Raw genomic sequence first — 18,994 nt, 5'->3', positions numbered from 1 at the left:
ACGCCAAGTAGAACCGAACGGGACCAGCCCGTCACAGCTGAAGATAAGCGATTCCCCATCATTGCGTTGGGGGATAAGCGGGGTGGTACCGCGGCATTCGTGCCGTCCTCGTAGGCAAGGATTTATCGACCCTACGCTTGAAGGACGGCCCATTCGATGAGCTTCTACCCGAAGGTCACTACAGACCCAACCGGTTCGACCCCGGCTTCACCGCGATTCCCAGATCTTGAGAAGCGCGTCCTCGAATACTGGAAGAACGACGACACTTTCCAGGCCTCCATTGACCAGCGCGAGGGCGAAGAATTCGTCTTCTACGATGGCCCTCCCTTCGCCAACGGCCTGCCGCACTACGGCCACCTGCTCACCGGCTACGTCAAGGACCTGGTAGCGCGCTACCAGACCCAGCGCGGCAAGCGCGTGGAGCGCCGCTTCGGCTGGGACACCCACGGCCTGCCAGCCGAGCTGGAAGCCATGAAGCAGCTGGGCATGACCGACAAGAAGCAGATCGAAGCCATGGGCATCGACAAGTTCAACGACGCCTGCCGCACCTCGGTGATGAAGTATGCCGATGAGTGGAAGCAGTACGTGAACCGCCAGGCTCGCTGGGTCGACTTCGAAAACGACTACAAGACCCTGAACGTCGAGTTCATGGAATCGGTCATCTGGGCCTTCAAGCAGCTTTCGGACAAGGACCTGACCTACAAGGGCTTCCGCGTGCTTCCGTACTGCTGGAAGGACGAGACCCCGTTGTCCAACCACGAGCTGCGCATGGACGACGACGTCTACAAGAACCGCCAGGACCAGACCGTCACCGTGGGCTTCACCATCCTTGCCGGTGAAACCGAAGCCTCCAAGGCACTTGCCGGCGTGCAGGCCCTGGCGTGGACCACCACCCCGTGGACCCTGCCAACCAACGCCGCACTGGCCGTGCACCCGGCGATCGACTACGTCGTGGTTCCTGCAGGCGAGGCCGGCGTGAAGGCTTCGGCCGCCGCCGGGCCATTCCTGCTGGCCCGCGACCTGCTCGGCTCCTACGCCAAGGACCTGGGCTACAAGGATGCCAAGGAAGCCGCTGCGGCCATCACCGCCAGCTACACCGGTGAGCAGCTTGCCGGCGTGCGCTACCAGCCGCTGTGGGACACCTACACCGACACCGAGAAGTACGGCACCGAAAACGCCTGGCAGATTCTCACCGCCGACTACGTCACCGTGGCCGACGGCACCGGCATCGTGCACCAGGCTCCGGCCTACGGCGAGGATGACCAGAAGGTCTGCGAAGAGCACGGCATCCCGGTGATCCTCTCGGTAGACGAGGGCGCCAAGTTCCTGCCGGTCTTCGGCAACGGCCCGCTGGCCGAGATCGCCGGCGTGCAGGTCTTCGACGCCAACAAGACCATCACCAATGTGCTCAAGGACGAGGCCAAGCTGGTCAAGCAGGCCTCCTACGAGCACTCCTACCCGCATTGCTGGCGCTGCCGCACCCCGCTGATCTACCGCGCGATCTCCTCGTGGTACGTCGAGGTCTCCAAGTTCAAGGACCGCATGGTCGAGCTGAACGAGCAGATCAACTGGATCCCGGGCAACGTCAAGCACGGCCAGTTCGGCAAGTGGCTGGAAAACGCCCGCGACTGGTCCATCTCGCGCAACCGCTACTGGGGTTCGCCGATCCCGGTGTGGGAATGCACCGGTGCCGAATGCGAGCACCGCGAGGTCTTCGGCTCGCTGCAGGAAATGCAGGACTTCTTCGGCCGCATGCCGGTCAACCACGAAGGCCAGCCTGACCTGCACCGCCCATTCATCGACGAGCTGACCAAGGCCCATGAGGGCTGCGCCGAATCCGGCACCCTCAAGCGCGTGGAAGACGTGCTCGATGTCTGGTTCGACTCCGGCTCGATGCCGTACGCCCAGGTGCACTACCCGTTCAACAACCAGGAATGGTTCGATTCCGGCCACCACCCGGCGGACTTCATCGTTGAGTACATCGGACAGACCCGCGGCTGGTTCTACACCATGCACGTGCTCTCCACCGCGCTCTTCGACCGCCCGGCCTACACCAACGTGATCTCCCACGGCATCGTGCTGGGCTCGGACGGGCAGAAGATGTCCAAGTCCCTGCGCAACTACCCGGATGTCACCGAGGTCCTGGACCGCGACGGCTCCGATGCCATGCGCTGGTTCCTGATGGCCTCGCCGATCCTGCGCGGCGGCAACCTGGTCGTGACCGAACAGGGCATCCGCGATGGCGTGCGCCAGGTGCTGCTGCCGCTGTGGAACGTCTGGCACTTCTTCAACCTCTACACCAACTCCGCCAACAACGGGGCCGGCTACGAGGCCAAGCGCTCGATGGACTCCACCGACCCGCTGGACCAGTACATGCTGGCCGCCACGGGCCAGCTGGTGCGCGAAGTCACCGAGGCACTGGATTCCTACGAGGTCTCCGATGCTACCGAGGCCGTACGCCAGTACATGGACACCCTGACCAACTGGTACGTGCGCCGTTCGCGCCAGCGTTTCTTCGATGAAGACACCCAGGCCTTCGACACCCTGTACACCGCGCTGGAAACCCTGGTGAAGGTCACCGCTTCGCTGCTGCCGCTGGCCAGCGAAGAGATCTTCCGCGGGCTGACCGGCGAACGTTCGGTGCACCTGGAGGACTGGCCAGAAGCCAGCGAATTCCCAACCGACGCCGCGTTGCTGGAAACCATGGAAACCACCCGCAAGATCTGCTCCGTGGGCTCCTCGCTGCGCAAGGCCAAGAACCTGCGCGTGCGCCTGCCGCTGGCCGAGCTGAAGGTCGTGCTCACCGGCGCTGCCCGACTGGAAGGCACCTACGCGTCGATCATCAAGGACGAGCTGAACCTGAAGGCCGTCACCTTGATCGATGCCGAAGGCGTCGACGCCGCCAGCTACGGCATCAGCCAGCAGCTGGTAGTGAACGCCCGTGCGGCCGGTCCGCGCCTGGGCAAGAACGTGCAGCAGGCGATCAAGGGCGCCAAGTCCGGGGACTGGTCGGTCACCGACGGTGTAGTCACTGCCGGCGGCCTGGAACTGGCCGAAGGCGAGTACACCCTGGACACCGTGGTGGATGCAGCAGGCGAAATTGCCGCGGCAGTCATCGACGGCGGCTTCCTGGTGCTGGATACCGAGGTCACCGAGGCACTGGCTGCCGAAGGCACCGCACGCGACATGATCCGCTCCATCCAGTCCGCCCGCAAGGACGCGGACCTGCAGGTATCGGATCGCATCCGCACCGTGGTCACCGCCAGCACGGCCGCCATCGCGGCACTGGAAGCGAACCGCGAGCTGGTGGCAGGTGAAACCCTGACCGCGCAGCTGGAACTTGTCGCCGATGATTCGGTGGATGGCGAGCAGGTCACCGTGGCCAAGCTGGATTCTGGAAAAGTCGAGGCCAACTAGTGAGCGAATTGGACCGCGTCTACGCGCAACTGCTCTCCCGTGCGCCGGAAAACAAGATGGAACCGCGCATGGATCCGATGTTCCGCGCGATGGAGATCCTCGGCGAGCCGAACAAGGCTTGCCCGGTCATCCACATCACCGGCACCAACGGCAAGACCTCGACGGCACGCATGATCGAGTCGCTGCTGATGGCGCACGACTTGCGCACCGGCCGCTACTCCTCGCCGCACCTGATCTCGGTCACCGAGCGCATCGCCATTGACGGTGCCCCGGTAGACGACGAGACCTTCGTGCGCGTGTGGGATGAAATCAGCCCGTTCCTTCAGATCGTGGACACCGAGCTCGTCGAGCGCGGCGAAAACAAGCTGACCTACTTCGAAGCTGTCACCATCCTGGCCTTCGCGGTTTTCGCCGAGGTTCCGGTGGATGTCGTGGTGCTCGAAGTCGGCCTGGGCGGCATCACCGACGCCACCAACGTGGCAGATGCCGACGTTTCGGTGATCACCCCGATCTCCTTGGACCACACCGACCTGCTGGGGGATACCCCGGGCGAGATTGCCGAAGAAAAGGTCGGCATCCTCAAGCCCGGCGGCTACCTGGTCTCTTCGGTGCAGCCGGTGGATGCCGCCGATGTGCTGCTGGCTCGCGCCCGCGAGCTTGAGGTGCCGGCAGCTTTCGACAGCCTGGACTTCAAGCTCCTGGAACGCCAGCATGGCGTGGGCGGGCAGCTGCTGTCCATCCAGGGCCAAGCAGCACGCTACGACGAGATCTTCCTGCCGTTGTTCGGTGCCCACCAGGCGCAGAACGCCACCGTGGCCTTGGCTGCGGTGGAAGCCTTCCTGGGCGGCGGCCAGCGCGAGCTGAATGCCGATCTGGTCCGCGACGGCTTCGCGGCCGCCACCAGCCCGGGCCGCCTGGAACTGGTCCGCGCGGCACCGAGCATCCTGGTGGATGCCGGCCACAACCCGGATGGCATCCGCGTCACCGCAGAGGCGATCAAGGAATCCTTCGGCTTCACCCGCCTGGTGCTGATGGTTGGCATCTTGCAGGAGAAGGACGCCGAAGCAATGCTCTACACCATGCGCGAGCAGTACGGTGACATGGTTGAGGACATCTGCATCACCCAGTCGTCCTCGCCGCGGGCCATCCCGGCCGGCGAACTGTCCACCATGGCGATCGACGCTGGCTGGCCGGAAGAGGACATCCACGTCACCGAGGACCTGGAAGATGCCATCGAGTGGTCGGTGGGCCGCGCCGAGGCAGGCAACGACTTGTCCGGCGGCGTGCTGGTGACCGGTTCGATTACACTGGTGGGCGAGATTTCACTGTTGCTCAAGGGAGGCGAATCCTGATGGCTAAACTCACCCGTGCCCAGCGCGAGTGGCGTCCTGGGATGAAGAAGAAGCAGCGCTCCACGAAAATGATGTTCGCATCAACCGTGCTGGTCTGCGAGGCGCTGCTGGCGGTGTTCGTCACCCTGGCGGCCTTCGGGCTCAAGCGTGGCGGAGAACCGGTGGTCGTGCTCAGCCTCGGAGGCGCCGTGGCGCTGCTGTGCATCTTCAACTGCGCCCTGCTGGGCAAGAAGATCGGCTACATCATCGGCTGGATCCTGCAGGTAGTGTTCTTCCTGTGCGGCTTCATCCTGCCGGACATGTTCTACCTCGCAGCGGCCTTCGCCCTGTGCTGGTGGTATGCGCTGAACAAGGGCGGCGAAATCGACGCAGTGAACAAGCGCCGCGCGGCCGCCCAAGAAGCCTGGGAAAAAGCGAACCCCGAGCAAGCCTGAGAACCTAAGAAGTACATCAACGATACGAAGAGGTAGTCACATGACTGAACGTACCCTGATCCTGGTCAAGCCAGATGGCGTCAAGCGCGGTCTGGCCGGACAGATCCTTGCCCGCATTGAAGCCAAGGGCTACACCATTGCCAAGCTGCAGCAGCTGGAAGCTACTCGCGAGCTGCTCGCCGAGCACTATGCAGAGCACGAAGGCAAGCCATTCTACGAGCCGCTGGTTGAGTTCATGCTCTCCGGTCCAGTGGTGGCGATCGTGGCTGAAGGCCAGGGCGTTATCCCCGGCTTCCGTTCGCTGGCTGGCACCACCGACCCGACCACCGCAGCTCCAGGCACCATCCGTGGCGACTTCGGCCGCGACTGGGGCCTGAAGGTCCAGCAGAACCTGGTCCACGGCTCGGACTCCGTCGAGTCCGCCGAGCGCGAGATCGGCATCTGGTTCGGCAAGTAGGTCGAAACGCGAAAATCCCGGCAGCTGGAAACTGCCGGGATTTTTCATGCCTGGAAGCGGGTCCTAGAACCAGTCATCCAAACTGTCCCGGGCGAGCATAGCTCCTTGCGGGCTAGCTGCCTGCTGCACCGAACTTCCGAGCGCCTGTGCAGTCGAGTCGAGCGGCAGTTGCTCTGCAGCACCGATCCTGACCACCTGGTGGTGGTCGGTGATAGGGCCGACTATGTGCGAAAGATACTTATCTGCTCCGTCATTGCTGAATTCCAGCACGTGGATACCTCCCAGTCTTCAGTGCGCGTTAGCGCATTGATTGCGGGCGAAGCGTGGCGCGGGTTTTCCCTGTTGGGGAAAACGAAGACATGCAGCAAAACTTCTCAAGGCGATTGCGCATCCCGCGTCGCTCCACTTCCATCACTTCAGTCACATTAAACACACAAACCACATCCACGGCAACGCGGGATCCGGTCCACCGGTCTTGTCCCCAGCGTGAAAACCCCGGGAAGCCGGGGCTGGATGAGGGCGTGAACTCTTTGAGAATTAATTGGAAATAATTCGATCAAGAGCATTTAAGTGGCAAAAGGAAGGGCGCCCCTGACGTGCAGGAGCGCCCCAGCCGCAACAGCTACTCGGAGTCCTTGAGGGATTCCTGGTGCTGTTCCTTGGCTTCGAGTTTGTCGAAAGCCGCTTGCTCTTCGCTGATCTCGACTTCAGACTTGATGTCCTCGCTGGCTTCAGCCACCGCATCGGATTTGTCGCGCCCGGTCCATACCTTGATTACCGCCCATGAAGCGGCCACCAGTGGCACCGCCAGGACGGCGCCAACGATGCCCGCCAGGACGGTGCCTGCGGTCAGTGCCATCAGCACGACCAGTGCATGCAGGCTCAGGGCGTTGGCCATGACGACCGGCTGCAGGAAGTTGCCCTCCAGCTGGTTCACCAAGATTACCGCAGCCAGCACGATCAGCGCCACCACAGGTCCGTTGGTTACCAATGCAATCAGCGTGGCCAGGATGCCGGCAACGGTGGCACCTACCATCGGCACGAAGGAGCCGAGGAAGACGATGACGCCTAGCGGGATGGCCAGTGGAACCTGCACGATCAGCAGTGTCGCGGTGATGCCCAGAGCATCCACCGCGGCCACGGTGGCAGTACCGCGGATGTAGCCGCCGAAGGTGCGCAGCGCGCGGTCGCCGGAAAGAATCCACTTGTTGCGGTAGTGGCGTGGAGTCCACGACACGGCAAAGGCCCAGATCTTGTCGCCGTCCTTCAGGAAGAAGAACAGGATCACCAGCAGCAGGACCAAGCCGGTCACGAAGCTGCCTGCTGCGCTCAGCGTGTTCAAGGCGCCGGTGCCGAACTGGGAACTGGTCAAGAAGCCGGTTACTGTTTCGACAACATTATCGATCTGGCTCTGGTCGACGCTGAAAGGCATCGTGCCGATGAAGCCCTGAACCATGTCATTGAGCTGGTTGAAGCCTTCAACAGCTTGGTCAACGAGCTTTGGCCATTCCTTGATGACCGAGAAGACCAGGCCGGTGCCGATGCCTCCGAGGACCAATAGGGACCCGAGGAAAACGATCCATGCTGCCAGCATCGGGGAAACAAACTTGCGCAGCTTGACCACCAGGGGCCACAACGCACAGGAAATGATGACGGCCAGCAACGTGGGGATCACGATCATGGTCAAGCGGAGCATGCCGATGATGAGGAATGTTGCCAGCGCGCCAACTACCAGCAGCTGGGCGCTTCGAATGCCTAGGCGTCCTAGCAAGTCGGTCCACAGGCTGGTGACCGTGAAATCTGGTTTGGCGTCCTTGGCCGGAACACGGTGGTGCTCGGCGGGTGTCGGCTTGTCGTCCTGAGGTTGCTTTTTCAACAACGCGGCGGGCCTGACCTTACGGAAAAAAGCCATAGTCGCTCCTTGTAGTTGGTTCTGATAGCTCTAACAATAGGCTAACGACTTGACAAGGTCCCAAGGCAACACCGAAATGCTGATTTTTTGGCGTTCGCACTGGCCACTATCCCGTTTTCGTGCCCGAAGGCATTGATTCGTGCACCCACGGGCTGATTTCTTCGGCATTCCTGCGGCGTCGTCTCTGCAATGATGCTGGGCTTGAACTACCGGGGGCTCAATGCCGATGGGCATCGAAACCCGGTGGTCTTCTTTGAAACCAGTGGAAATAGCAGTGACGGAAGCCTCGGTCAGAAGTCCTGCGGCAAGTTGATTCGCCAAAATGTTCTTGCGCTCAAGGAATTGCTGCTCGGAATGGCATCGGGCGAAGTCCAGCAAGAAGATCCAGAACGCTGGGAAGAAATCCCTCACCAGCCGGTAACGGGCTATCAGACCGATTATGCGGGTCTGGTCCAGAAGTGAACTGACGCAACAGAGCTGGGGCCGCGCAATGCGCGGCCCCAGCTCTGTTAAGGTCTCGTTCTCTGCCTGTGCGGACTACTTGGCGTTGAAGTACTCCTTGGCCAGCAGGCCCATGATGATCTTGTCGTGGAACGACCCATCGTGGAATCCAGCCTGGCGCACCCGGCCCTCTTCGCGGAATCCTGCGCGGTTGAAGGTGCGCAGTGCGCGCTCGTTGTACGCCCAGGCGTTCAAGCCGATGCGGTTCAGGCCCATCTCGCGGAAGCCGTAGTCGATGATCATCTTGGTGGCCATGGTGCCATAGCCTTGGCCCACATTTGAACCACCGATCATGATCATCAATTCGGCCGAACGGGCCGGCGCGTTGTAGTCGTACAAAGCGGTGTGCCCGATCAGCGTGTCATCGGGAAGCGTGATGGAAAGTCCCACGCCGTCGGTGGTGCCACGGTTGACGCTGCGCGATTTGAAGAGTTCTGCGGCTTCGGTGATCGGGTGGGGAAGTACCAGGTTGCCCTGCAGGGCCATGAATTCTGGGCTATTCCACCATTGGGTGAGGAACGCAAGATCTTCCTCTTGTAGTTCACGGAGCCGAAGGTGTTCGGAAATCAGCAGGTTGATTCCGTAGTCCTGGGCATTTTCTGTGTTCCATATGTCACTTGCCATGCTTCTAATCTACCGGGTCTAGCTGGGCAGTATCCGGAAGATCGTTGACGGCGAACCCTTTCCGGCCTTGCCGATGGCCGTTTTGACGCGGATCGAAGGCCGAAGCGGGATGTCTTGGCGCCGGTGGCGCGCCGGGGTGCAACAAGCAGTGGCACAAGGCCGGCCGACCTGGTTGGCGGCGGGGTGGGGGAGCGCCAGGAACAGCACTGCGGGGCCGCTACCGAAGTAGCGGCCCCGCAGGTGGGCATGGAAGCCGGGCTCTAGCCGAAGAAGGCGAGCGGGAAACGCAGGACGACCGATGCGGCAACGAGCGCCAAGATGACGGCGGTAATGATCCAGCTCCACTCGGCGAAGAACTTCTTCACGCCGGCTCCAGCAGGAATCACGCCGGTAAGCACATTGCGTGCGGTTGTGAACACGAACAAGGGAATCGTCATGGCCCACACGACCATGCAGTAAGGGCACAGGGCGTTGATTTCATACAGGGCCTGGGACCAGAACCAGATCACCAAGCCCATAGCCGCGGTGATGCCCAACTGGAAGCACAGCCAGAACCAGCGCTTCAGGTTTGTTGCGCCGGCGAGCAGGGCGAAGCCGATGGCGATAACAACAGCGAAGCAAACAATCCCGAAGAAGGGATTGGGGAATCCGAAGATTCCTGCCTGCTCGGATTTCATCACGGTGCCACAGGAGATCCAGGGATTGACGTCGCAACTGGTGATGTAGTCGGGGTTCTTGTACAACTCCAAGCGTTCCAGAACCAGGATTCCGGCGGCGAGCCAAGAGATCAATCCCGTAACGATGATGAACAGCCCGAAGCCGCGTTCCTTAGCCCACCAGGGCAACACGCCCGAGCCGTGGCTATTTTCTTGTGATGAAACCATGTTTTGACTATTCCATAAGTTCATAGGAAAGCGGGTTATTCCGCGAAGGCCTTTTTCATCCTAGGAAGCATTTCTGTGCATCTGGTGAGAAGCAATGAACAAGGCGTGAACGAAATATGAGAGAATGGGAATGGTTGTTCGCGGATCCACAGTCTGCTTTCAACCCGACGACAGACTTTTGAAACAACAGATCGACAGGCGATGCATCGCTTCGGTTGAGTGCCCAATATGTGCGCCTCCCGGGGGAATACCGCGGATCGTAGGGCTGCAAAGGAAAGCAGCCGGTTTTCTTAGGCCACGTTGATCCGCAGGATTTGCGCCTGGTTCAGAAATTTGGACCAGCGTCGAACCCGCGGAAAATAGCGAGCTTTTGTGTCCGGACTACTGGAAGATAAGTAGGCCAAGCGACACGTGATGATTGTAGTTTCAGCAACGGCGCCGTCTGTGGAGGATGCCCGAGCGGGACATAGTAGGAGTACGCGAATTTAAATGAGCGCAGCAAATCAACGAAAGGGCGGAACGCAAGGTAATAAGCGGGGCAACCGTTCAACACGAGCCCGCCGTACCAGTGTTTCAACCACACCCGCGCGACCACTGCGTCGCGCCATGACCTTGGCCGAACTCAATGCCGCTGCCGGTGTCGAAGAAAGCCCATACCGCTGGCGGGCCACCCGCCGCACCCAGATTTCCACCCCTGATTCCACTAAGCGGGCCAGCCGCCAGGCCGAACGCCGGGCGCAGGCAGTGCGCAATACCGCGAATGACGAGGCTGTAGAGCTCGCCGCGACCAAGCAGGAAGACGTCCAGGACAGGCAGGAAGACGTCCAGGAGCAGAGCGCTGAAATCGCTGCCCCGGCCGAGCAGGAAGTTGCACCGGTTGAGGAAGCGAACGACGTTGACCAGACCGGCATGCTGCTGGCCGAACACGGCAGCACCATGATTTTGAATCCTTTCGCCGTGCCGGAAACAGCTCAGGCTGTTCTGGCCCAGGCTGTTGCGAAGAAGCAGGAACCTGCTCGCCGCGCAGCTGCCGCAGATCCCGAGGCAGACGCCGATGCCGACGACGTGACTTCGCGTCGCCGCCGCCGCCGTCGCCGCGGGGAAGTGGATCTGGAACTTGAGGGCGGCTCGCAGGATGATCCGCCGAACACCGTTACCCGTGTGCGAGCCCCGCGTGGCAGCATCGAAAGCCACAGCTCGGTCAACGACAAGGTCGCTTCGGTGCGCGGTTCCACCCGATTGGAAGCCAAGCGCCAGCGCCGCCGCGAATCACGCGAAACCGGTCGCCGCCGCCAGGTGATCACCGAGGCCGAGTTCCTGGCCCGCCGCGAATCCGTCGAGCGCAAGATGATCGTGCGCCAGCGCGAGGACCGCATCCAGATCGGCGTACTGGAAGATGGAGTGCTTGCAGAGCACTTCGTCTCCAAGACCCAGCAGGATTCGCTGATCGGCAACGTGTACGTCGGCAAGGTGCAGAATGTGCTGCCATCCATGGAAGCTGCTTTCGTGGATATCGGCCGCGGCCGCAACGCCGTGCTGTACGCAGGCGAAGTGAACTGGGACGTAGCCGCTCTCGAAGGCGCGCCGCGCCGCATCGAGAACGCCCTGAAGGCTGGCGACTCGGTCCTGGTGCAGGTCACCAAGGACCCGGTAGGCCACAAGGGCGCCCGGCTGACCAGCCAGATCTCCCTGCCCGGCCGCTACCTGGTCTACGTGCCAGGTGGTTCGATGACCGGCATCTCGCGCAAGCTCCCGGATGTCGAACGCCAGCGACTGAAGAAGATCCTGAAGGACCACCTGCCGGAAAACGCGGGCGTCATCGTGCGCACCGCCGCCGAAGGCGCTTCCGAGGAAGAACTGACCAACGATATCAACCGGCTGCGTGCGCAGTGGGAAGGCATCGAAGAGCAGGCCAACTCCACCAAGACCCTGGCTCCTGAACTGCTGTACTCGGAACCCGATCTGACCATCAAGGTGGTCCGCGACGTCTTCAACGAGGACTTCACCAAGCTGATCGTCTCCGGTGACCACGCCTGGGACACCATCGAGGCCTACGTCATGTACGTGGCGCCGGATCTGATGGGCCGTCTGGAGAAGTGGGAAGCCGAAGAGGACATCTTCGCCAACTTCCGTGTGGACGAGCAGATCGCCAAGGCGCTGGACCGCAAGGTCTTCCTGCCTTCGGGTGGTTCGCTGGTCATCGACCGCACCGAAGCGATGACCGTCATCGACGTGAACACCGGCAAGTTCACCGGTTCGGGAGGCAACCTCGAAGAGACCGTGACCAAGAACAACCTGGAAGCGGCCGAAGAAGTGGTCCGCCAGTTGCGCCTGCGTGACATCGGCGGCATCATCGTCATCGACTTCATCGACATGGTCCTGGAATCCAACCGCGATCTGGTGCTGCGCCGCCTGGTGGAGTGCCTGGGCCGCGACCGGACCAAGCACCAGGTTGCTGAAGTGACCTCGCTGGGCCTGGTCCAGATGACGCGCAAGCGCATGGGCACCGGCCTGCTCGAAGTCTTCGGTGAAGAGTGCGAGCACTGTGCAGGTGCTGGCTTCATCACCCACGAAGAGCCAGTTGAATCGCGCAAGAGCTTCAACTCGCAGGGCGAAGCGCACAGCAAGAAGTTCAACGACAAGCCAAGCCGCAACTCCCGCCGCCGTCGTGGCGGCGAGAAGGACGAGCAGAAGCCAGTTGAGAAGCAGGAGCCGGCAGCAGGGGAGAAGGACGAAGCCACGCGCAACGCCCTGGCCAGCATTGCCGCCGCTTCGCACCTGGATGCCGCTGCTGAAAACGCAGTGAGCATCGAGGGCGAACAGATTCCTGTGGCCAAGTCCGCGGCGTCTGCGCAGGCCGCCGAGGCCTCGGTTACCCTGGAAGCGCTGGAAGCAGCGTTGCCGGGCCAGGATGAGTCCAGCGACGAGCAGGACGGCAGCCGCAAGCCGCGCCGCCGTTCACGCTCCCGTGGACGCGGCCGCAACCAGTCCGAGGAAAACGCTTCGGGCAACGAGGAAGCTCAGGCCAACCAGGAACAGCATGCTGCTCCTGAGCCTGTTGCCGCCTCGACGCCCCAGGAGCAGCCGCGCAAGCGCTCACGCCGTGCTTCGCGTCCGCAGGAAGCGGCACAGCAGGACCAGCCGGTGCTTACCGGCCTGGCCATGCCTGCTGCCAGCGCTCCTGCTGAGTCCAGCAGCCCCGCGGCTTCCGTCCCAGCAGCCGCCACCGCGGCAGCCCCACAGAATTCCACGAAGCCAAAGCGTCGCAGTCGTCGGGCCACCTCGGTCCAGGGCGATGCGACTGCAGAGGTTCTCGTGGCAGAGGTATCCGCCGCTACCGGTTCGGTAGTTCAGATGGATGCCTCCGGTTCGCAGAAAGATAAGCCAGCTGAGCCTGCCGGGCAACCGGTAATGCTCGGTGTGGGTGTTCCAGTACGCGAACTGAAATAGATGAACTTGATCACGCTTCCCTCGCTGGGGCAGTTTGTATTTGCTCCAGCGGTGTGGACTAGCGTAATCTAGTTGATCGGTGCTAAACGCCAAGATCACGGACTTTTGGTCCGCTCGGCGTCAAGGCACAAGCGCATGAGATCCCCGGGATCGCATCCACTTTGTGGGTGTTCGGGTCGATATCTGCGCCGGTAAGACAATAAACGTCGAGTAGAAGTGAGTACCCACGTGGTGTACGCAATTGTCCGCGCAGGCGGCCACCAGGAGAAGGTTTCCGTTGGAGACCTCATCACCGTTGACCGTCTTCAGGCTGCCCCAGGCAGCTCCATCGAGCTTCCAGCTTTGCTGTTGGTAGATGGCGAGAAGGTAACTTCCGCAGCTGCCGATCTGGCTAAGGTCACGGTCACCGCTGAGGTTGTAGAAAACCTTCGCGGCGAGAAGATCGTAATCCAGAAGTACAAGAACAAGACCGGTTACAAGAAGCGCCAGGGCTTCCGTGCCGCTCTGACCAAGGTCAAGGTCACCTCGATCGCCTAATTCAGGCAATCGTAGAATCCATTTTTGTAGCGAAAGAGGCTAAAAGGCATGGCACATAAGAAAGGTGCGAGTTCCACTCGCAACGGTCGCGATTCCAACGCACAGTACCTAGGCGTAAAGCGCTATGGTGGACAGGAAGTCAAGGCAGGCGAAATCATCGTTCGCCAGCGTGGCACCCACTTCCACCCAGGCGCCGGCGTAGGCCGTGGCAAGGATGACACCCTGTTCGCATTGGCTGCTGGCGCAGTCGAGTTCGGCACCCGTCGTGGTCGCCGCGTGGTGAACATTGTGGCTGCTGCCTAATTCAGGCAACAGGCAAATTTTTTAGTACACAAGGGGTGGGCCGATTTCGGTCCGCCCCTTGCGTGCATAGTTAGACTTTTAAGCGAGTAACCCTCGCAACCCCGTACTAGGAGAAGATGGCCCCGTGGCTGCATTCGTTGATCGCGTAACCCTTCATGTCACCGCAGGTAATGGTGGCCACGGTTGTGTGTCCATCAAGCGTGAGAAGTTCAAGCCGCTTGGCGGTCCCGACGGCGGCAACGGCGGCAAGGGCGGAGACATCATCCTGCGCGTCGACCCCCAGGTCACCACGCTGCTGGACTTCCACCACCTGCCGCACCGCAAGGCCGGCAACGGCGAGCCGGGCAAGGGCGGTCTGCATCCGGGCAAGAGCGGCGAGGACCTGGTCCTGGGCGTACCTGCCGGCACCGTCATCAAGACCAAGGACGGCGACATCCTCGGCGACCTGGTCAAGCCGGGCGATGAATACATCGCCGCAATGGGCGGCATGGGCGGCCTGGGCAATGCGTCCATCGCCTCGGACAAGCGCAAGGCCCCGGGCTTCGCGTTGCTGGGCATTCCCGGGACCGGCCAGGATATCGTCCTGGAACTGAAGTCCATGGCGGATATCGCGCTGGTGGGCTACCCATCGGCCGGCAAATCCTCGCTGATCGCCGCCGTGTCCGCGGCACGCCCGAAGATCGCCGACTACCCGTTCACCACCCTGGTGCCTAACCTGGGTGTCGTCGAAGCAGGCGAAACCCGCTTCACCGTCGCCGACGTGCCTGGCCTGATCCCTGGAGCCTCCGAAGGCAAGGGGCTGGGCCACGAGTTCCTGCGCCACGTTGAGCGCTGTGCCGCCATCGTGCACGTGCTGGACTGCGCCTCGCTGGAAGCGGACCGCGACCCAATCAGCGACCTGGACATCATCGAAGCAGAGCTGGCCAACTACGAAGCCGACTCCACCTTCGCCGGCACCGACGGCACCATCGTGCCGCTGATCGAGCGCCCGAAGCTGATCGCACTTAATAAGGTTGACATGCCAGACGGTGCCGACATGGCTGAATTCGTGCGCCCTGAGTTGGAAAAACGCGGTTACCGCGTCTTCGAGATCTCCGCGCTCTCGCGTAACGGATTGCGTGATCTGTCCTTCGCTATGGCTGAATTGGTAGAGCAGGCACGCGCTGAACAGGTTGTTGAAGCCCCAGTAGTCGAGGTGCCTGTGATTCGTCCACGTACCACCAAGCGTGCCGAGTTCACCATCCGCCGCGAGGAGCAGAACTTTGAGCCAATGTGGCGAGTTATCGGTGAAAAGCCGGAACGCTGGATTATGCAGACCGATTTCCGCAACGATGAAGCTGTCGGCTACCTGGCTGACCGCCTGGCCAAGCTGGGTGTCGAAAACCAGCTGTTCAAGGCCGGTGCCAAGCCAGGGGACGCGGTAATCATCGGCGCCGAGGACAACGCAGTGGTCTTCGATTGGGAGCCAACTATGGCAGCCGGCGCCGAACTGCTCGGCGGCAGCCGACGCGGCGAGGACATCCGCCTCGAGGATCGCGGCGATCGCAAGACCCGCGAGGAAAAGCGTGCCGAGCACGAAGAGCGCCGGGCGGCCAAGGCATCGGCTCGCGCCGAGCTGGAAGCCGAACGCAAGGCCGGCGTCTGGACCGAATCGGTTGACTCCAAGTACGGACGAAAGACTGCGGAACCAAAGGCAACCCAGGAGGAAAATTAAAGTATGAGTGAAAGTGCCACCAAAACAATTTCAGCCATTACCTCGCCCCACCAACTGCCTCAAGCCAAGCGCTTAGTGGTCAAAGTTGGATCCAGCTCGCTGACCACGGTCAGCGGCGGGATATCCCACGAGCGGTTGAAGTTCCTGGTGGACACTCTCGCTGAAACTGTCAACAACGGTACCGAGGTCATTCTTGTATCCTCAGGTGCCATTGCCGCCGGTCTGGCCCCGCTCGGGTTGGCCAAGCGTCCCAAGGACCTTGCCACCCAGCAGGCCGCGGCGGCCGTTGGCCAGGGTCTGCTGCTGGCGCAGTACACCCAGCTTTTCGATGCGTACGACCAGCGCGTAGGCCAGGTGCTGCTCACCGCCGACGATCTGATGCGCCGCTCTTCCTACACCAACGCGCTGCGTTCCCTGGTTCGCTTGCTGAACCTGGGCGTGCTGCCCATCGTGAACGAAAATGACGCGGTCGCCACCCGCGAAATCCGTTTCGGCGACAACGACCGCCTCGCCTCGCTGGTGGCCCACCTGGTCAAGGCCGACGCGCTGCTGCTCTTCTCCGACGTGGACTCGGTCTACGACGCGCACCCTGATGACGGCGGCAGTCGCATCACCACCATCGAGCACCCCGACGAGCTCGAAGCGGTAGACCTGGGCACCCCGGGTGCAGCCGGAGTCGGCACCGGCGGCATGATCACCAAGGTCGATGCCGCGACCCTGAGCTCCTCGGCGGGCATTCCCACCCTGGTGACCAGCACCGACAACGCCGCCAAGGCGCTGCGCGGACAGGATGTAGGCACCTGGTTCGCGGCCCGCAACTCCCGCCGTTCGGCCCGCGACGTCTGGCTGGCCTACCTGGCTTCCATCGAAGGCAAGCTGATCCTGGATGCCGGCGCAGTCAAGGCCATCGAAAAGGGAACCAACTCGCTGCTGGCAGCCGGCATTACCGCAGTCCGTGGGGAATTCGAGGCTGGCGACGCCGTAGAGATCTGCGACGCGGAAGGAAACCCCTTCGCTCGCGGGCTGGTGAACTTCAGCTCCCATGAACTGCCCGAGATGCTCGGACACAACACCACGGATCTGGTTGAAGAGCTGGGCGAAGGTTACGACAGATCAGTAGTGCATGTTGACGACCTAGCTTTGATCGAACCCATTTTCTAGAATGAGGAGCATGAGTATGGATGCCGTAAACACCGAAGAAACGACCACCGACGTCACCACCTCGGTCCACCAGCTGGCCGACCGTGCACGCCGCGCCGCACGGATCCTCAAGCGCGCCAACCGCGACTGGAAGGACCGCGCCCTCGCTGCCATGGCTTCGCGCATCGACCAGAACCGTGCGATGATCCTGCGCGCCAACGAGAAGGACCTGGCTGCCGGCCGCGCCAATGGCACCTCCGAGGCCCTGCTGGACCGGTTGAAGCTCGATGGCAAGCGCATCGACGGCCTGATTTCCGCGCTGCATGAACTCGCTGGCCTGCCCGACCCGGTCGGTCGCGTGGTGCGCGGGGAAACCCTGCCCAACGGCCTGCGCATGCGCCAGGTCAACGTCCCGCTGGGCGTCATCGGCACCATCTACGAAGCGCGTCCGAACGTCACCGTGGACATCGCCGGCCTGGCGCTCAAGAGCGGCAACTCGGTGCTGCTGCGTGGCGGTTCGGCGGCGCTGAACTCCAACCAGGCGCTGGTCGCGGTGATCCGCGACGCGCTGGAGTCCGTCTCCCTGCCCCGCGACATCGTGATCTCGGTCGACGAATTCGGCCGTGCCGGTGCCGACGCCATGATGGGCGCGCGCGGAAAGATCGACGTGCTCATCCCGCGTGGCGGCCGCGAGCTGATCCAGCGCGTGGTCACCACCGCCAAGGTCCCGGTCATCGAAACCGGCGAAGGCAATGTGCACATCTTCCTCGACGCGAGCGCCGACGAGGAAATGGCCGTCGATATCCTGCTCAACGCGAAAACCCACCGCCCCAGCGTCTGCAACACCGTGGAGACCCTGCTGGTCCACAAGGATGCCGCTGTGGCCCCGGCAGTGCTGCAGGCCCTGGCCGCGGCCGGCGTGAGATTGCACACGGACGACCGTGCCGCCGCGCTGGTTCCGCAGCTGCCGACCATCCCGGCGGGGGAGGATGACTGGCGCAACGAGTACCTGGACCTGGACATCGCGGTGAAGGTCGTCGATGGCATGGACCAGGCCCTGGAGCACATCCGCGCCTACTCCACCGGCCATACCGAGGCGATCATCACCTCCACGCTGGCTGCTTCCGAGCAGTTCGTGGCGGAGATCGACTCGGCCGCGGTGATTGTCAACGCCTCGACCCGGTTCACCGACGGCGGGCAGCTGGGCCTGGGCGCAGAAGTGGGCATCTCAACCCAGAAGATGCACGCTCGCGGACCGATGGGCCTGGCCGAACTGACCACGACCAAGTGGATCGTCCAGGGCGACGGGCACATTCGCAAATAGTTTCTGACCGCCCTTTTCGGTACGATGTAGAAGAAACGTACCGTTACTTTTCGAGCTACTGATCCAGCCGCCCAGGTTGCTGGCTTAGCGAACTCGTGAAAACGACTGGAGAATTATCTTGAACGCGCTGATTTTGGCTTCGGAAGCCGCTTCCACCGGCATGGATCCTCACACTTTCGCTGTGATCGTCGGTGGTGGCATCTTCGCAGCACTGATGGTCCTGCTGCTGATTACCGTTTCCTACACCAACGTAGGCAACCGCCACGAGGCAAAGCCTGAACCAGAGGACACCCACCGCCAGTTCAAGACTCACGTACCGCATAGCCACTAGTCTTGGCAGAGCAAAAGCCTCAAGACCGCCCATTGCGCCTCGGCGTGATGGGCGGTACTTTTGACCCCATCCACAATGGCCACTTGGTCGCTGCCAGCGAGGTAGCCGCCGAGTACGGTCTGGATGAGGTCGTTTTCGTGCCCACCGGCCAGCCTTGGCAGAAGGCCGATCGCCAGGTCACCAGCGCCGAGCACCGCTACCTGATGACCGTGATCGCCACCGCGTCGAACCCGCGCTTCACCGTAAGCCGGGTCGACGTCGACCGCGAAGGCGCCACCTACACGCGTGACACCTTGCTCGATCTGCGCGCCTTGCGCCCGGATGCGGAGCTCTTCTTCATTACCGGTGCCGACGCGATGAGCCAGATCATGAGCTGGCGCGACATCGACCAGGTCTTCGACCTCGCCCACTTCGTTGGCGTGAGCCGCCCTGGCTATGTCATCGCGGATGTGGGTCGCGACAATGTCTCGCAATTGGAAATTCCGGCACTGGCAATTTCCTCTACCGATTGCCGGGAGCGTGTCGCCGCCGACAAGCCGGTTTGGTATCTTGTGCCGGACGGTGTGGTGCAGTACATTGCAAAATATGGGCTGTATACCGAGTCGTAACCTCAC

General features: G+C 62.0%; 17 protein-coding genes. 13 read left to right on the top strand and 4 right to left on the bottom strand.

The features are described 5' to 3' along the window. Positions 1 to 156: 156 nt before the first annotated feature. The 4 genes from ileS to ndk are packed head-to-tail and all read left to right on the top strand — an operon-like array spanning position 157 to position 5,660. A complete protein-coding gene (gene ileS, locus AAZQ98_RS06540; protein WP_434690693.1) occupies positions 157 to 3,417 on the top strand; it encodes an isoleucine--tRNA ligase in 3,261 nt (1,086 codons plus the stop codon). Between the two features lie 56 nt (positions 3,418 to 3,473). Then, on the top strand, positions 3,474 to 4,769 hold the full coding sequence (locus AAZQ98_RS06535; protein ID WP_434691325.1) for a bifunctional folylpolyglutamate synthase/dihydrofolate synthase: 1,296 nt from the start codon (positions 3,474 to 3,476) through the stop codon (positions 4,767 to 4,769). Then, positions 4,769 to 5,203: a DUF4233 domain-containing protein gene (locus tag AAZQ98_RS06530; RefSeq protein ID WP_434690691.1), complete on the top strand. Its 435-nt coding sequence runs from the start codon at positions 4,769 to 4,771 to the stop codon at positions 5,201 to 5,203. The genes AAZQ98_RS06535 and AAZQ98_RS06530 overlap by 1 nt, the downstream gene beginning before the upstream one ends. A gap of 40 nt (positions 5,204 to 5,243) precedes the next feature. Continuing rightward, positions 5,244 to 5,660, top strand: a complete 417-nt coding sequence (gene ndk, locus AAZQ98_RS06525) for a nucleoside-diphosphate kinase (RefSeq protein WP_434690689.1) — start codon at positions 5,244 to 5,246, stop codon at positions 5,658 to 5,660. Between the two features lie 63 nt (positions 5,661 to 5,723). Here the strand turns inward: ndk and AAZQ98_RS06520 are convergent, their stop codons facing one another. Continuing rightward, positions 5,724 to 5,930: a hypothetical protein gene (locus tag AAZQ98_RS06520; protein WP_402473329.1), complete on the bottom strand. Its 207-nt coding sequence runs from the start codon at positions 5,928 to 5,930 to the stop codon at positions 5,724 to 5,726. A 352-nt stretch (positions 5,931 to 6,282) separates the two neighbouring features. After that, positions 6,283 to 7,572: an AI-2E family transporter gene (locus tag AAZQ98_RS06515; protein ID WP_434690687.1), complete on the bottom strand. Its 1,290-nt coding sequence runs from the start codon at positions 7,570 to 7,572 to the stop codon at positions 6,283 to 6,285. A gap of 201 nt (positions 7,573 to 7,773) precedes the next feature. Between AAZQ98_RS06515 and AAZQ98_RS06510 the strand changes: the two genes are divergently transcribed. Continuing rightward, positions 7,774 to 8,034: a hypothetical protein gene (locus tag AAZQ98_RS06510; RefSeq protein ID WP_434690684.1), complete on the top strand. Its 261-nt coding sequence runs from the start codon at positions 7,774 to 7,776 to the stop codon at positions 8,032 to 8,034. Positions 8,035 to 8,109: 75 nt separating this feature from the next. Here the strand turns inward: AAZQ98_RS06510 and AAZQ98_RS06505 are convergent, their stop codons facing one another. Both AAZQ98_RS06505 and AAZQ98_RS06500 read right to left on the bottom strand, forming a co-directional pair. Beyond that, positions 8,110 to 8,697: a GNAT family N-acetyltransferase gene (locus tag AAZQ98_RS06505; protein WP_332489126.1), complete on the bottom strand. Its 588-nt coding sequence runs from the start codon at positions 8,695 to 8,697 to the stop codon at positions 8,110 to 8,112. Between the two features lie 260 nt (positions 8,698 to 8,957). After that, a complete protein-coding gene (locus AAZQ98_RS06500) occupies positions 8,958 to 9,581 on the bottom strand; it encodes a vitamin K epoxide reductase family protein (protein ID WP_434690682.1) in 624 nt (207 codons plus the stop codon). Positions 9,582 to 10,187: 606 nt separating this feature from the next. Between AAZQ98_RS06500 and AAZQ98_RS06495 the strand changes: the two genes are divergently transcribed. From AAZQ98_RS06495 to nadD, 8 genes are all read left to right on the top strand, one after another. Next, positions 10,188 to 13,031, top strand: a complete 2,844-nt coding sequence (locus AAZQ98_RS06495; RefSeq protein WP_434691323.1) for an Rne/Rng family ribonuclease — start codon at positions 10,188 to 10,190, stop codon at positions 13,029 to 13,031. 228 nt (positions 13,032 to 13,259) lie between these two features. After that, positions 13,260 to 13,568 (top strand): 50S ribosomal protein L21, encoded by a 309-nt coding sequence (rplU, locus tag AAZQ98_RS06490; RefSeq protein ID WP_013349163.1) that lies wholly within the window; start codon positions 13,260 to 13,262, stop codon positions 13,566 to 13,568. A gap of 48 nt (positions 13,569 to 13,616) precedes the next feature. Then, complete coding sequence (gene rpmA, locus AAZQ98_RS06485; RefSeq protein ID WP_013349162.1) at positions 13,617 to 13,871, top strand: 50S ribosomal protein L27; 255 nt, start codon at positions 13,617 to 13,619, stop codon at positions 13,869 to 13,871. Between the two features lie 124 nt (positions 13,872 to 13,995). Then, positions 13,996 to 15,585: a GTPase ObgE gene (gene obgE, locus AAZQ98_RS06480; protein ID WP_434690680.1), complete on the top strand. Its 1,590-nt coding sequence runs from the start codon at positions 13,996 to 13,998 to the stop codon at positions 15,583 to 15,585. A gap of 3 nt (positions 15,586 to 15,588) precedes the next feature. Further along, positions 15,589 to 16,746 (top strand): glutamate 5-kinase, encoded by a 1,158-nt coding sequence (gene proB / locus AAZQ98_RS06475; protein WP_434690678.1) that lies wholly within the window; start codon positions 15,589 to 15,591, stop codon positions 16,744 to 16,746. A gap of 16 nt (positions 16,747 to 16,762) precedes the next feature. Further along, positions 16,763 to 18,049: a glutamate-5-semialdehyde dehydrogenase gene (locus AAZQ98_RS06470; RefSeq protein WP_105658497.1), complete on the top strand. Its 1,287-nt coding sequence runs from the start codon at positions 16,763 to 16,765 to the stop codon at positions 18,047 to 18,049. Between the two features lie 118 nt (positions 18,050 to 18,167). Next, positions 18,168 to 18,380, top strand: coding sequence for a hypothetical protein (locus AAZQ98_RS06465; protein WP_105658498.1), 213 nt, complete (start codon positions 18,168 to 18,170; stop codon positions 18,378 to 18,380). Between the two features lie 2 nt (positions 18,381 to 18,382). Beyond that, positions 18,383 to 18,988, top strand: coding sequence for a nicotinate-nucleotide adenylyltransferase (nadD, locus tag AAZQ98_RS06460; RefSeq protein WP_105658499.1), 606 nt, complete (start codon positions 18,383 to 18,385; stop codon positions 18,986 to 18,988). Positions 18,989 to 18,994: the final 6 nt, after the last annotated feature.

This window comes from Glutamicibacter sp. Je.9.36, assembly GCF_051129975.1.
Taxonomy (GTDB): domain Bacteria; phylum Actinomycetota; class Actinomycetes; order Actinomycetales; family Micrococcaceae; genus Glutamicibacter.
The sequence above is the reverse complement of the archived record's forward strand: the minus strand, read 5'-3'. Positions and strand labels throughout refer to the sequence as shown.

Coding starts and splice junctions, on each gene's coding strand:
- ileS (WP_434690693.1), top strand. CDS start 157: ATGAGCTTCTACCCGAAGGTCACTACAGACCCAACCGGTTCGACCCCG.
- AAZQ98_RS06535 (WP_434691325.1), top strand. CDS start 3,474: ATGGAACCGCGCATGGATCCGATGTTCCGCGCGATGGAGATCCTCGGC.
- AAZQ98_RS06530 (WP_434690691.1), top strand. CDS start 4,769: ATGGCTAAACTCACCCGTGCCCAGCGCGAGTGGCGTCCTGGGATGAAG.
- ndk (WP_434690689.1), top strand. CDS start 5,244: ATGACTGAACGTACCCTGATCCTGGTCAAGCCAGATGGCGTCAAGCGC.
- AAZQ98_RS06515 (WP_434690687.1), bottom strand. CDS start 7,572: ATGGCTTTTTTCCGTAAGGTCAGGCCCGCCGCGTTGTTGAAAAAGCAA.
- AAZQ98_RS06505 (WP_332489126.1), bottom strand. CDS start 8,697: ATGGCAAGTGACATATGGAACACAGAAAATGCCCAGGACTACGGAATC.
- AAZQ98_RS06500 (WP_434690682.1), bottom strand. CDS start 9,581: ATGGTTTCATCACAAGAAAATAGCCACGGCTCGGGCGTGTTGCCCTGG.
- AAZQ98_RS06495 (WP_434691323.1), top strand. CDS start 10,188: ATGACCTTGGCCGAACTCAATGCCGCTGCCGGTGTCGAAGAAAGCCCA.
- rpmA (WP_013349162.1), top strand. CDS start 13,617: ATGGCACATAAGAAAGGTGCGAGTTCCACTCGCAACGGTCGCGATTCC.
- proB (WP_434690678.1), top strand. CDS start 15,589: ATGAGTGAAAGTGCCACCAAAACAATTTCAGCCATTACCTCGCCCCAC.
- AAZQ98_RS06470 (WP_105658497.1), top strand. CDS start 16,763: ATGGATGCCGTAAACACCGAAGAAACGACCACCGACGTCACCACCTCG.